Source organism: Pseudomonas corrugata, assembly GCF_001269905.1.
GTDB lineage: Bacteria > Pseudomonadota > Gammaproteobacteria > Pseudomonadales > Pseudomonadaceae > Aquipseudomonas > Aquipseudomonas corrugata.
In genome coordinates this window covers 141,616-155,840 of record NZ_LHVK01000022.1, presented here as the reverse complement: position 1 = coordinate 155,840, position 14,225 = coordinate 141,616, and the positions used below count along the sequence as shown (strand labels likewise).

At 60.4% G+C, this 14,225-nt stretch carries 9 protein-coding genes and 1 pseudogene; 8 read left to right on the top strand and 2 right to left on the bottom strand.

Annotation, left to right across the window (positions count from 1 at the left end):
* Positions 1 to 47: 47 nt before the first annotated feature.
* Positions 48 to 1,148: pseudogene (locus AD665_RS28255) on the top strand (HAMP domain-containing protein); the annotation flags it as partial.
* Positions 1,143 to 2,006 carry a methyl-accepting chemotaxis protein gene (locus tag AD665_RS28250; RefSeq protein WP_392397183.1) on the top strand — a complete coding sequence of 288 codons (864 nt, stop codon included), beginning with the start codon at positions 1,143 to 1,145 and terminating at the stop codon, positions 2,004 to 2,006. The pseudogene AD665_RS28255 and the gene AD665_RS28250, both read left to right, overlap by 6 nt.
* A gap of 11 nt (positions 2,007 to 2,017) precedes the next feature.
* Here AD665_RS28250 and AD665_RS23270 read toward each other — a convergent pair whose 3' ends face one another.
* Entirely contained in the window at positions 2,018 to 2,914 is an 897-nt protein-coding gene (locus AD665_RS23270; RefSeq protein ID WP_053194009.1) for a LysR family transcriptional regulator, read from the bottom strand.
* Positions 2,915 to 3,045: 131 nt separating this feature from the next.
* Between AD665_RS23270 and AD665_RS23265 the strand changes: the two genes are divergently transcribed.
* The 4 genes from AD665_RS23265 (at position 3,046) to AD665_RS27480 (ending at position 6,589) form a co-directional block, all read left to right on the top strand.
* Entirely contained in the window at positions 3,046 to 4,338 is a 1,293-nt protein-coding gene (locus AD665_RS23265; RefSeq protein ID WP_024777079.1) for a CitMHS family transporter, read from the top strand.
* Complete coding sequence (locus tag AD665_RS23260) at positions 4,339 to 5,700, top strand: acyclic terpene utilization AtuA family protein (protein ID WP_053194007.1); 1,362 nt, start codon at positions 4,339 to 4,341, stop codon at positions 5,698 to 5,700.
* Positions 5,700 to 6,026, top strand: a complete 327-nt coding sequence (locus AD665_RS23255) for an AtuA-related protein (RefSeq protein WP_053194006.1) — start codon at positions 5,700 to 5,702, stop codon at positions 6,024 to 6,026. The genes AD665_RS23260 and AD665_RS23255 overlap by 1 nt, the downstream gene beginning before the upstream one ends.
* A gap of 347 nt (positions 6,027 to 6,373) precedes the next feature.
* The gene (locus AD665_RS27480; protein WP_147460419.1) at positions 6,374 to 6,589 is read left to right on the top strand and encodes a hypothetical protein; all 216 of its coding nucleotides are present in this window, start codon (positions 6,374 to 6,376) and stop codon (positions 6,587 to 6,589) included.
* A gap of 71 nt (positions 6,590 to 6,660) precedes the next feature.
* Here the strand turns inward: AD665_RS27480 and AD665_RS23245 are convergent, their stop codons facing one another.
* Positions 6,661 to 7,068, bottom strand: coding sequence for a hypothetical protein (locus AD665_RS23245; RefSeq protein ID WP_053194004.1), 408 nt, complete (start codon positions 7,066 to 7,068; stop codon positions 6,661 to 6,663).
* 407 nt (positions 7,069 to 7,475) lie between these two features.
* On the opposite strand from AD665_RS23245, the gene AD665_RS23240 reads away from it, so the two are divergent.
* Together AD665_RS23240 and AD665_RS23235 are read left to right on the top strand one after the other, a co-directional pair.
* Positions 7,476 to 8,678, top strand: a complete 1,203-nt coding sequence (locus tag AD665_RS23240; RefSeq protein WP_024777202.1) for a M48 family metalloprotease — start codon at positions 7,476 to 7,478, stop codon at positions 8,676 to 8,678.
* Complete coding sequence (locus tag AD665_RS23235) at positions 8,666 to 14,122, top strand: WGR domain-containing protein (RefSeq protein ID WP_053194002.1); 5,457 nt, start codon at positions 8,666 to 8,668, stop codon at positions 14,120 to 14,122. Before AD665_RS23240 ends, AD665_RS23235 begins: the two co-directional genes overlap by 13 nt.
* Positions 14,123 to 14,225 lie beyond the last annotated feature (103 nt).

Here is a 14,225-nt window from a genome sequence, read left to right as displayed (position 1 = left end):
GTGTTCAGGCGTGCTCTCAATCTGCTTCAGGCATAAGGATAAGAATAATGCTGAAGAAAACTGCCCGGCTGCTCGCCGACTGTTCGGTGGGGCAGAAGCTGCTGCTCGGTTTCGGCCTGGTGTCCTTGCTCGCGGTGGCCGCCATCGCCCAGGGCTTGTATGCCAGCGCTAGTCTATTGGCACACAGTCGGCAGGTCGGCGCCATGGTGGAGATCAATCGCCTGACGCTGCAGATGCGCAATGCTGAGAAAGCCTATGCACTTGATCCCGAACCTTCGGCAATGCGCCAGGTCCGGGATTTGATTCAGGCACTGGGCACTCAACTCGATAAAGTGAAGACCGGCGCATCGAGGGAGGATGTGGCGGTACTGACCGCCATGCAGCAATCCGTCGATAGCTATGCAGGTCAGTTCGCACACTTCATCGATCATCAGCGCCTGGCGGTGGAGGCGTTGCGTCATATGCAGGAGCAGGCGGAACAGGCCCGCCTGCAGTTCGAGGCCGTCGAACTGGATATGTACGACCAGATCCGCGGTGTACTGAACAGCGGCCAGGCTCTGGAAGGGGATCCGCTGAGCCTCGCCGAACAGGCCTCGGCGCTGCAACGAAAATTGCTGATCACCCGCAACCGGGAGTTTCGCTATGTGGAAGAGGGCGCAGCAGAGGCGCTCCAGGGCTGGACCGAGACAGTGGAGGAAATGAGTGACGCGCTGGAGCTGCTCCAGGGCCGGGTGGATGAGAACTCCGAAGAGTCCCTGGCGGCGGCACGGGCGGCGCTGGTCGAATATCGCAAGGCATTCCAGCGCTATCGGGACAGTCGGACGCTGAGCAGGCAAACGGCCGGGCAGATGGATTCCCAGGCCCAGGCCGTGCTTACCCAGGTCGAACAAGCCGCCGCCGATCGACAATTGCAGATGGGCGAGCGGGGCAGTTCGATGATGCGCCTGCAAGCAATGGGAGCGGTGATTATCGTTGTCCTGGCGTTGCTGGCATCTCTGGTTATCCGCCATCTGATTGTCGCCCCTCTGCGCGAGGCGCTGCAGATTGCCCGGCGGATTGCACAGGGCGATCTGAGTGACGCGGTCGAAGGCATCACGAAGCGCAGGGATGAGCTGGGTCAGTTGAAGGCGGCGGTTGGAGAGATGACGACCAATCTGCGTCGGCTGGTGGCGCGTATCGGGCTGAGTGTCGAGGGATTGGGGCAAACGACCCGGACCCTGAGCACAGCCAGCGCCCAAAGTAGCGGGGCGGCCCAACGCCAAAGGGTCGAGACAGAACACGCAGCCACCGCCATGCAGCAAATGAGCAGCACGGTTGCGCAAGTGGCGCACAACGCCGAACAGGCCTCCCAGGCCGCCGGCGAAGCCGACCATCAGGCACGCAGTGGTGAGCAGGTCGTGCAGCTGGCGAGCCAGCAGATCCATCGCCTGGCAGCGGAGATGGCACTTTCCGAGCAAGCCATCGAGTCCTTGCAGCGGCAGGTAGAGACCATCGGCACGGTCGCCGACGTGATTGCTTCAATTGCCGAACAAACCAACCTGCTGGCACTCAACGCGGCCATCGAAGCCGCTCGGGCGGGAGAGCAGGGCCGGGGGTTTGCCGTGGTCGCCGATGAGGTGCGGGCGCTGGCACGGCGAACCCAGGCCTCGACCAGCGAGATCGAGACGCTGATTGTCGGACTGCAGCATCTGTCGCAACACAGCGTCGGACAGATCCAGGGCTGCGCGCGCCTGATGGTGGATACCGTCACCCTGGCTGATCAGGTGAGCACAGCCTTGGGCGGCATTACTGGAGCGGTGTCGCTGATCGAGCAGATGAACCAACAGAACGCCGCCAGCGCCGAGCAGCAGAGCATCGTGGCCGAGGAGGTCAGCCGCAATGTCATGCAGGTGCGCAATGAGGCCGAGCGTTGTGTCGGGGTGAATCAGCAAGTGGTCCAGGCTTGCGGAGATCTGGCCGGGCTGGAGCACGAGCTGCGGGAGGCCGTTGCCCAGTTCCGGACCTGAAGCCAGGTTGCTCAGGCTCTCGCCATCTCCTCAAAAAAACCTTTGGACATCTCGATGAATTGCTCGGCTGCCGGCGCCATTGTCTGGCTCTGGCGGGTGATCAAGCCGATCTGGCGAGTAACGCCGGGATGGTCCATGGGGATCTTGACCAGTTCCTCCCGACCTTCGTCCGCGGACTCCGGTAGCAGGCTTGCGCCCAGCCCCTGGCGCACCAGCGCCAGGACCGTCGACATGTAATTGGCTTCGAGGCCCGGCAAGAGTGGGAGGTTGGCATCGGCGAACAGCTGCTCCACCAACTCTCGTACGCTGCTGTCGCGCCCAGTAAGAATGATCGGTTGCGTCGTCAACTCGCTTAGCTTGACCGTACGTCGACGGGCCAGGGGGTGGTCGGCTGGAATGAACAGGCACAACCGATCCTCCAGCACCGGTTGAAATTCCAACCCATGGCTCGTCCTTGCCCGCACCCCAAGGCCGAAATCCACATCGCCGTCGCGCACCAACGTGTCGATCCGGCGCGCCACCACGTCCCGCAGGCGTACCTCTATCCCGGGAAATTTCTCACGGAACTGTTTCAACAGCGGCGGTAGCGCACCGGCGCAGAGCGAGGGCAGGGCGGCGATGGTAACCACGCCTCGACGCAACGCTGCCAGGTCCCGAGAAGCGCTGACAATGTTGTCCAGGTCCAGCAGCAGTTTCTCCATGGGCAGCAGGTTGTTCTGTCCGGCGTTGGTCAACGCCACATGACGCGGGCTGCGTTCGAGCAGCGCGACGCCGAGCCAATCCTCCAACTGTTGAATCTGTACGGTCAGGGCCGAAGGCGAGAGGTTCAGCATCGCGGCAGCCTTGGCAAAATTGCCGGTTTGCGCCACGGCCAGGAAGGCGCGGATGTGCTGGATCGAGTTCTTCATTTTGTTTTTCCGAATACAGGCAGCCGAACATTTCAATTTACAAAGAATAACGGCAATTCCAATACTCGGTGAAAACAACAACAGCGCATTTCATCGCCACGGCGGACAGAAGTGCCGAACAGGACCTACCTATGCTCGCCATACTCGGTGTCGTCACCATTCTCTGTCTGCTCATCTGCGTGATGAGTAAACGCCTGTCCCCCCTGGTTGCACTGATCGCATTGCCGATCATCGCCGCACTGATCGGTGGTTTTGGCCTGCAAACCAGCGCGTTCATCATCACCGGTATCAAGAACGTCGCCCCGGTGGTCGGGATGTTCGTGTTCGCGATTCTGTTCTTTGGCGTCATGACTGACGCCGGCATGCTTGACCCGATCATTGACCGCATCTTGAAACGCGTCGGCACCCGTCCGACGCGCATCGTCATGGGTACCGCGCTGCTGGCGCTGCTGGTGCACCTGGACGGTTCCGGTGCGGTGACGTTCCTGGTGACCATTCCGGCCATGCTGCCGTTGTACATGCGCCTGGGCATGGATAAACGCATTCTGGCTTGCGTCACGGCAATGGCGGCCGGGGTCAACTTCCTGCCATGGACCGGCCCGGTGCTGCGTTCATCGGCCGCCTTGCACGTGCCGGTGGCCGACTTGTTCCAGCCGCTGATTCCGGTGCAGATCATCGGTCTGGCGTTCGTCTTTGCTTGCGCCTGGTTCCTCGGTCGTCGCGAAGAAAAGCGTCTGGGGTTGGGCGCCGGGGCAGGGGTGGAGGTGATACCGCAGCGGGTTCTGTCCGAGGCCGAGAGCGCTTTGCGTAAGCCACGGCTGTTCTGGGTCAATCTGATCCTGACCGTGGTGGTGATGGGGGTGATGATTGCTGGCGTGGTCGATCCGGTGGTGATGTTCATGCTCGGCACGGTGCTGGCGCTGTGCATCAACTATCCCAACGTCGACGCCCAACGGGCACGCATCGACGCCCATGCGAAAACCGCCCTGACAATGGCCAGCATTCTCCTGGCTGCCGGGGTCTTCACCGGCATCATGCAAGGCAGCGGCATGCTCAAGGCCATGGCCGAGGTGGCGGTGGCACAGATTCCTGCCGGGCACGGCAAGTTGATTCCGATGGTCGTGGGGTTCATCTCCATGCCGCTGAGCCTGCTGTTCGATCCCGATTCCTTCTATTTTGGCGTAATGCCGGTGGTGGCCGAAGTCGGCCGAGCCCTGGGTGTCGATCCGCTGCATGTGGCCCAGGCGTCCCTGCTGGGCGTACACACCACCGGCTTCCCGGTCAGCCCACTGACCCCGGCGACCTTCTTGCTGGTGGGACTTTGCAAGGTCGAACTGGCCGATCATCAACGTTTCACCATTCCTTATCTGTTCGCCGCCTCGGTGCTGATGACGGTGACGGCGCTGCTCATTGGAGTCTTTTGAATGAAAACCTTACGCATCGGCTCCGGTGCCGGTTACTCCGGGGATCGCATCGAACCGGCGATTGAGCTGGCCGAGCACGGCGAGCTGGATTATCTGGTGTTCGAATGCCTGGCCGAACGCACCATTGCCCTGGCGCAGCAAGCGCGTCTGCTCGATCCGCAGGCCGGCTTCGATCCACTGTTGAGCGAGCGCATGCGTCGAGTACTGCCCTTTGTCGCTCGTGGTGCCAATGGCCGGGGCCGGCGCTTGCGCGTGATCACCAACATGGGTGCTGCCAACCCATTGGGCGCAGCGCGGGAAGTGCGGCGCATTGCCGGGCAGCTTGGCTTGTCGGGCCTCAAAGTGGTCGCCGTAACGGGTGACGATGTGCTGACCACACTGCTCGGCGATCCGACGCAAACACTGGACAACGGCATCACCCTGGCCTCATTGGGCGAACGCCTGATTTCGGCCAACGCGTACCTGGGCGTGGACGGCATCATCGAGGCCTTGAAGGCGGATGCTGACGTGGTCATTACTGGGCGAGTGGCGGATCCGTCGCTGTTCCTCGCGCCACAGATATTCGAGTTCGGCTGGGCCACGGACGATTGGCCACGATTAGGACGCGGCACCTTGGTCGGCCATCTGCTCGAATGCGCAGGCCAGATCAGTGGCGGCTACTTTGCCGATCCTGGGTTCAAGGATGTGCCGGACCTGGCGCGGCTGGGATTTCCCCTCGCCGAAGTGGACGCGACGGGCCATGCAGTGATCAGCAAAGTCCCAGGCTCAGGCGGGCGCATCGATACCGCGACCTGCACCGAACAGATGATCTATGAAGTGCACGACCCCGCCGCATACCTCACGCCAGACGTCAGTGCGGACTTTTCCGAGGTGTCGTTTACGCTCCAGGGACCGAATCAGGTACAGGTCCAGGGCGCCGATGGCCGGGAACGCCCCTCATCGCTGAAAGTGTCAGTGGGTTATCTCGACGGCTGGATCGGCGAAGGCCAGATGTCCTATGGCGGACCGGGAGCCTTGGCACGAGGCAGATTGGCGCGGGAAATCGTGCTGGAACGTTTGAAACTGACAGGCGTGGTCTATGAAGAAATCCGCGCAGAGTTGATCGGCGTCGATGCCTTGCACGGCCCTGAGTTGGGTTCCCGACTGGACGGCGAGCCTTGGGAAGTGCGCCTGCGGGTCGCGGCCCGTTGCACCGATCGCGCCGAGGCCGTGCGGATTGGAAACGAAGTGGAAACCCTCTACACCAACGGTCCTTACGGCGGCGGCGGAGCGAGTAAATCGGTGCGCCAAGTGGTGGCGGTGGCGTCGCTGTTGCTGCCACGGGACGCTGTCAGCGTGCAGATTCATTTGGAGGACGTGTAGTGACTCGTCTTAAATTGCGTGACCTGGCCCATTCCCGTACGGGAGACAAAGGCGATACGTCGAATATCTCCGTGATCGCCTTCAATGCCGAAGACTATCCACGTCTGTGCGAATGGCTGACGGTGGAACGGGTGGCCGAACATTTTGCTCAATTGCTGCCCATCCAAGGACCGGCGGTGCGACGCTATGAGCTACCTAGCGTGCACGCGCTGAACTTCGTCTTGCCCGGTGTCTTGCGCGGTGGTGTTACCCGTTCGCTGGCACTCGATGCCCATGGAAAGGCATTGGGTGCGGCGTTGCTGGACTTGGATATACCGAGCCGTTGAGCCGGGTTGTTGCACGCTTCAAGGCTGCTGCTTGACGTCGGTCGAGACAACGCTGTCCAAGCTATTGGCACTGGGTGCCTTGCTCGGCCCCCACGTCCGCTCGCTGCGACATTTGTACTTCACGCCTTTGCGAGGTGTTATGTCCCTGGCTTTTGCCATGCACAGCTCTTTAGTGAGGTAAGTCGGCTCAGTTTTTCGCACATCCACGCAGCCTTCGTCGCCCCTGCAGAGGGTCATAACCATAAAGTAAACGGTCATCATCCTGATGTTGCTCCCATAGAAGCAATGCGATTGATGTGTCTTGCATTAAGCCCGGGAAGGCTTAAGCGAGTAACAATGACAAGCGGATGATGATCCTTCCTTCGAACCTCCAGCAATGGCGCACCCATGCCTTCCGTCGGGAAAACGTCACTTTTTCAGATATCGATGATTATGGAAAAAATAACGCCATTATGTTGGCGCTTTTACGATGCTGGGAGGTTAAAGGCTATGGAAAATCTATAGACCAAGCTTGGCAAGCTTACGTCTGGATAGCGGCATGCACCCGAGCAAAAATCCAGTGAATTCAATAGGCTGGGGCAGGGTAGAACGGCAGCGACTGGATAAGACCGTTGCCAAGAGCAGTCAGCCAGCGCTAAGGCGCCTCAAAGTTTTCGTAGGCCAGGGAGATCGAATCGCTCCCCGGATAGCTGACGTACACCATCTCGCCGTAATTGCTGGCAACCAGTACATAGGGCCACTTGCCGTTTGCCTTTCGCAGTTGCTCATACAAGGGGTAAAAGAAATCCTTGGTCTGACCCTGAGGATCGTACGGGACGTCACCCAGAAAGATCGGATAACGCCCACCATTACATAGCTGAACCCGTTCCAGCTTGATGCCGTTTCTCTCCAGTACGGTTCGAGCTGGGTGCTGCCAGGTAGCCAGGTCGACATCCTGGCAGTCGCTGGCTTTTTCGGTGTAGAGCTCGGTGTCCTTCAGGGCTGGGTGCGCCATGGCCTGGCTGGCCAGGAGGAATAAAGCCAAGGGTAAGAGACGCGGCATGATGAGTGGTCCAGACAAAGGGGAAACGATTCCAGATGCTGCCCAAGGCTTGCACGGACTTTCGCGTTGGACAAGCGCTGGGCTTGTGGTGTGTGAGGTGCGTCTCAAGGGATTGGATAGCTTCGTCAGTTGTCTTGGTCGGAATCGGTGAGCGCTGGGGCAATGTGCGTTCATGACTAGGCAGGCTTGGTAATATTTTGTTACGCATAATGTATATTATGTTAAACGATGCGTATTTGGTTTGTCGCCTGAGCTCTTGAGCCAGGTAACATGCAGTTTCACAAGTAATTTCCCTGCCCCCTAGGTATGCTCCGCGCTTATTGCCAATCACTGATACCGGGATGCCAGCCCATATCTCTGCTGCGCAGTCGCAGTTATGGAGCCGTATCCTCAAGGATGTTTGAACGATGAGCCCCCCCGCGCTGGATATCAGCAACCTGACACCACTGCCTTACCAGCAACGTGTGGTTGATTACCTGAAGACCCATGAACCTGTCGTTTGGAACTGGGCATCGTCTTTGGGTGTTCAGCAGGAACATGCTCAAGATGTGCGTGCACAGTTACTGCGAGATACTTATCGCCTGAGCCCCGAGGCCCATCCACAGGCCTATCAAGCCTGTGAAAAGGCGTTGCAGTGCTTGCAGATCAAGGCACCCGCCACCCTTTACCAGGCCGGCGACGGCGCGATGAACGCGAGCCTGTATTACCTGGCCGATGAGGTGCATGTGGTGTTTTATGGGCCGATTCTTGAGCGTCTGGACGCCCAGGAACTGCTGGCATTGCTTGGGCACGAGCTGGCTCATTACCGACTGTGGTCGGAGCACGGTGGCGACTTTCTCACCGCCGAGCGGATTCTCAATCACGCCATGGCCGACGTGAATACGCCGCCCAGCCTGGAACAGACTGCACGTCTATATAGCCTGCACACTGAGATCTATGCCGACCGCGGCGCGGCACTGGTGGCCAATGGGTCGGAGGCGTCGATTACCTCGCTGGTCAAGATTCACACCGGCATTGTGAGCGTCGATGCGGCCAGTTACTTGAAGCAGGCCCGCGAGCTGGATGGCAAGGATGCGCAGCTGTCCCAGGGCGTTTCCCATCCGGAGACGTTTTTGCGCTCCCAGGCGGTGGACAGCTGGTGGCAGCAACTCCCGCAGACGGATAACTGGCTGGATCGCCGGTTGCGCGGGCCCTTGTCGCTCAATCGCCTGGATGTGACCGATCAGGTCGAGTTGACCGCCCTCACCCGCGGCTTTATGGCCCATTTCATCGGCTCCCCGGTGTTGCAATCCGAGGTTGTGCTCAATCAGGTACGTGGTTTTTTCCCGGACTGGAAAGACAACGAAACGCCACTCGACCTGACGACGTTGAATGCCGAGCGCATCGACACCAGCATCCATGAATACTTGCACTTCATCATGCTCGACCTGAGCCTCGTGGACCGTGACTTGCGGGATGAGGCTCTGCTGCATGCCGCGCGCACCGCGAAGAAACTCGGCAGCGCCGATGACTTTATCAGCGTGCTCAAGCGCGATATCAAATTACCCAAACGTGAGCTCGACCCGCTCGTTCGCGCGCTCAAAGCGGAGGTCGACACATGGACCCAGTAATCCAACCCGTCACGTTCACTCAATTACTGCAGAGCCACGATGGCGCCGCCGTGCCCATCGACGATGTGTTGTTCCTGGCGCTGCCATTGCTACGTCAAGTGGCACAACTTCACGAACTGGGACGTGTCGCCCAGCTCGGTTATCTCGATGTGCTGCAGGGACCGGAACGCACGCTGCAACTGCGTAATCCTGAGGGTGTGCCGCCGCGGCTGGCGCTGGAAGCGATCAAGCAGGTGCAGCCCAATCCGGAATCGGCGCTGAACGTCGTCGGCAAAGTCCGCCTGACCCGGGATTCGGAAAGTGGCGTGGCCATTACCGACCTGCAGGTCCAGGAGGATCTGCATCAGGCTATCGACCACCCGGTGTTCCTTCCGGACCTGCACAGTTGGGAGCATCGCCTCGGGCACCACGATGAGATCACCGACATATTCCAGCTTGGTCAGTTACTGGCGTGTCTGGCGTGCGGGTTGGATTTTGCCGATATCAATGACCTCAAGACGTTTGCACGGCACCGCCGTAACCTGTTCCAGCTCAATGGCCGGCTCAACCCGGTGCTGGCCAACCTGATCGTCGAGATGACGGAGCTCAACCGCCACGAACGTGCCACGGATGTCGGCTCGCTGGCGCGGCGCCTGGAGTCCTGGCGCGAACAGCCGGCCAGCCTGGATGTCGAGCGTGTGTTGGCCCAGGCTGAAGGCCCGGCGTCGCGGCGTACGGTGGTGCTGGAACATCTGCGCAACCGCTTGTTTGACCTTTCGCGGCGCAATCGCCTGCTGTATTTCCGGCCGACCCAGGCCAACGTCAACTTGACCGTGGCTAGCGTGCCGTTGGTGATGCGCATTGAAAGCATCCGGCCCGAAGCGCTGTGCACCTGGCAGCCGACCTTCGGCGGATTCTCCGAGCAAGTGCTGAGCGGCAAGCCCGTTGGCCTGCAACAGTGGCTGCGCTTTGAAGACCAGACTTGGTTGCAGGCGTCGCTGGAGCGCATCATCCAGGAAACCCGCCGCGACCGCGCCGAGTTCGGTTTCAGCAACCTGCGCCTGGTGGTGGCCTTCATGCGCTGGCACAACCTCAAGGACACGCCGGAAGAACGCATCGTCACCCCGCTGCTGTGGCTTCCAGTGGAGTTGAGTCGCAAGAAAGGCGTGCGTGATCAGTTCGTGTTGCAGTGCGACGAAACCGAGGCCGAATTCAACCCGGTGCTGCGCCATCAACTGCGTCAGCTCTACGATATCCGATTGCCGGAAACCGTCGACCTGCAAAAGACTTCGCTGGAAGACATCCACGCCGATATTGCGCGCCAGATCAAACTGACCGAGCCCGGGGTCGAGCTACGCCTGCAAAGCAAACCGCAAATCGAGCTGATCCACCAGAAGGCCGTGCAGCATCTGCACCACTTCCAGCGCCATCGTGCCCGCCAGCGCCTGTCGACGCCTTTGGTGAAACCGGATTTCAGCTACGACCGCGAAGATTTCCGTCCGCTGGGCCTGCAATGGTTCCAGCAGAAGGTCCTGCCCAGTGAGTTGCCGCTGCGCCTGGCCGTAGGCGCCAAACCTGTGCTGCGCAATCAACATCCTCAGATGGTTGCGAGCAGCGCCGAAAACAGCACCTTCGCCCTGCCCGAGAACCAGGGCCATCGCTACGCTTGGGACATCGACCTAACCCAGGTGACCCTGGCCAACTTCAACTATCGCAAGATGTCGCTGGTGCGTGACTATGCGCAGTTGATCGACGAACCGGCGCAGAACGAAGCGTTTGACCGGATGTTCTCCATCGAGCCTCGGGACGTCGAGGTCAAGGCCCCCGACCCTATCCCACTACCCGAACAGTGGAACGTGGTGGCCGGCGACGCGACACAAAATGCTGCCGTCAGCCTGGCCCGCACCGGGCGCAACTTCATTATTCAGGGGCCGCCGGGCACGGGCAAATCCCAGACCATCACCAACCTGATCGCGGACTATGCCGGTCGCGGCCTGCGAGTGCTGTTTGTCTGTGAGAAACGTGCGGCGCTGGACGTGGTATTCCATCGCCTGCAACAAAGTGAACTGGGCGACTTGTGCTGCCTGATCCATGACTCCCAGACCGATAAGAAAGCCTTCGTGGGTAACCTGCGCGAGTGCTATGAGCGTTGGATCGCCGGCGATGCCCAGTCGCCGCAGTTGCAAGCGCGGCGCGACACCTTACTGGCCGGCCTGAGCCAACAGCTGGGCTTGATCGAGCGTTTTGAACAGGCCATGACGGGCGTGCCGGAGTCTTTGGCATGCTCGGGACGCGAGCTGGTGCGTCATCTGATCGAGCTGCCGCCCGTGCTTGCCAAGCTGCCACCCGAAGCCTTGGAGCGTCTGCCCGAGTGGCGTCATTGGCAGGCCCAAAGCGAGCTGACCGGCCGCGTGTATCAGGCGATCAAAGAACGTTTCGGTCTCGACAGCTTTGCACGTCATCCTTTCAGCCATTTGGCCTCAAGCCTGATTACCCATGAACATGCGTACGGTCAACTCAAGGCGTTCCTGGATGAAGCCTGTGGGTTGATGGACAGTGTCGAGCTGTTTCTGGAGTCATCATCGAGCCTGCTGTCCGGGAATACTCGCTTGGCAGATGCGTGCGTACTGACCCAGGCCGCCGAACAACTGACCAGCGCCAACCTGGCCGCGCACCTCGATCTGCTGGAGCCAGGCTCATCAGGCTCTCAAGCGCTGCATGCCGAACAAGCGGCGTTGCAGGCACTGGCTGTGCAGCAACACAACGCCCGCGAATCCACCCACTACTGGCGTGAAAAACTTGCACCACAGGACACCCAGGCGGCCCTCGAGCTGGTACAGCGGCTGGAAAGCTCGCCGCTGCGTTGGCTGCAACCCGCCTGGTGGCGGCTGCGCGGTGAATTGCAACGACGCTACGACTTCAGCCAGCACGCGATTCGCCCGAGTTTGCGCAGTGTGCTCGACAACCTGGCGGGCGAGCACCGCGCCACGGCCCAATTGCACGCCGAGCAGCAACGCTTGCAAAGCCGTTATGGAATCCCGGACATCGACCTGTTCGTGCACAACCTGCAAGCCCTGCTCCAGCAACTCAGCGCATCACCGCTGTTGCGCCAGTGGGTCGAAAGCCTGCGGGGTAACCCGGATGCCCTGCCCGGCGTGCGCCAGGAAGCCAGCCTGCGTCAGCCGTTGGCGCGCCTGGCCGAGGTGGTCGCGCAACATTGTGTGTTCGACCCCGCGCCAAGCCTGGGCGAGTTGGCGGAATACCTGCGCGATCTACGTGAAGAACTCGACGAACTGCCCGATACCCTGCCCCTGCTCAATGAGCTGCACCAGGCCAATCCTGTCTGCCTCGCGGTCGTGCAACAGTACGCCTTGGCGCAACGTGCACTGGACGGTTTGATTGCCCAGGAAAACCTGACCCGCCTGTACCGCGCCAATCCTCAGTTGGCCCGCTTCGATGGCCCTGCCTTGAGTTTGGCTGCGCGTCAGGTCAGCCAGGCAGAAAGCAACCTGCTCAAAAGCAACGCTCACGTACTCAGCGCCACGCTGCACCAGCGTTTTCTGGAGCATGTGAAGCAATCGGCGATGTCGGTGACGCAACTGGACGCCCAGGCGCGCGAGTTCAAGAAGGCCTACGCCAAGGGTCGCCGTGAACTGGAGCATGAGCTGGGCAAGACCATGCGCTATCGCTCCATTCGTGAAATGGCCAGTGGTGACAGTGGCCGGGTGATCAACGACCTCAAGCCCATCTGGTTGATGAGCCCACTGTCAGTGTCCGACACCCTGCCATTGACGCCGGACCTGTTTGACGTGGTGATTTTCGACGAAGCCAGCCAGATCCCCAGCGAAGAAGCCGTGCCGGCCTTGAGCCGTGCGCAGCAGGTGATTGTGGTGGGTGACGAGATGCAGTTGCCACCGACCAACTTCTTCTCCAGTGCCGGCGACCAGGACGATAACGAACTGATTGCCATGGAGGACGGCGAACAGATCGCTATCAACCTTGATGCCGACAGCCTGCTCAGTCAAGCTGCGCGTAACCTGCCGGCGACCCTGCTGGCCTGGCACTACCGCAGCCGCCACGAAGCCTTGATCAGTTTTTCCAACGCGGCGTTCTATGAAGGGCGGTTGATCACCATTCCCGACCGTCGCATCGAGCGCCCTGCCCCGGCCCACGCCGCGCTGGACTCCACGGATACCGAGGCCGTGATCCAAGGTGCCGATACGCTGTTGGAAAGCCCGATCAGCTTCTTGAAGATGAGCGACGGTGTCTATCTCAGCCGCAGCAACCTGGCCGAAGCACGCTATATCGCCAACCTGGTGCGTGAATTGCTGCAACGCGAGACCGGCCTTAGCCTGGGCATCGTGGCGTTTTCCGAGGCCCAGCAAGGCGCTATCGAGCAGGCTTTGGAAGACTTGGCCAGCAGCGACTCGGCCTTTGCCACACGGCTTGAGCGCGAGTATGTGCGTGAAGATGCCGGGCAATTCAATGGCCTGTTCGTCAAGAACCTGGAAAACGTCCAAGGGGACGAACGTGATGTTATTATCCTGAGCATCTGCTACGCGCCAGGGCCGAACGGCAAGATGCTGATGAACTTCGGCCCGATCAACCAGCGTGGCGGGGAAAAACGCCTGAATGTGATCTTCAGTCGCGCCCGCAAGCGCATGGCGATCGTCTCCAGCATTGAGTCCGAGGCCATCACCAACACCCACAACGATGGTGCCGCTGCATTGCGTGCGTTCCTGCAGTTTGCCCAGGCCAGTGCCATTGGGGATGCGCCGCGCTCCCAGGGTATCCTCGCCAACCTCAATCCAGGCGCCAAGCAATCCTTTGCCGTCAGCCTGCCCAAGGACCACCTGCGCAGCGCCCTAGCCGCTGCGTTGCGCAAACGCGGGCATTCGGTCCAGGAATATGTCGGGCGTTCTCAGTTCCGTTGTGACCTGGCGATCAGTGACGCCAGTGGCGAACACTTCAGCCTCGGCGTGCTGCTGGACGGCGACACCGCATCGGCCACTGACGTGCGTGAGCGCTACATCTTCCGCCCGACGGTACTGCGCAGTTTTGGCTGGAAGATCATCGACGTGCTTAGCCATGACTGGCTGCGCGATCCGGAAGACGTGCTCAATCGCATCGAAACGCTCCTGCGGGGTGAGGAAGCCCCTGCGTTGCCGGAACCGGAGTCGGTAGAGGAAAGCGTCGAGATCGAGGCTGAGCCGCCTGTCACCGCTGAAGCGACACCCTTGATGCGCGAGTTCACCTTCGGTGAAGGCAACTCCAACAAGTTCTGGCGTATTGGTGTCGCAGAGGCCGAGGTGACGGTGAATTTTGGCCGTATCGGCACCGAGGGTCAGACCCTGATCAAGTCCCTCGACAGTCCCGAACGTGCTTTGCGTGAAGCGGAAAAGCTGATCGGGGAGAAACTACGCAAAGGGTATCAAGAGCAGGCGGGTTCATTCACCCCGAGGTGAGCTGAGTCGGTCCAGCATGAATCAGACAAGCGCGTTCAATCTGAACGCGCTGCAGCGGTCCGAAAAAGGGGGGGGCCTAGAGAGCTGTCTCTCATGAGCATCA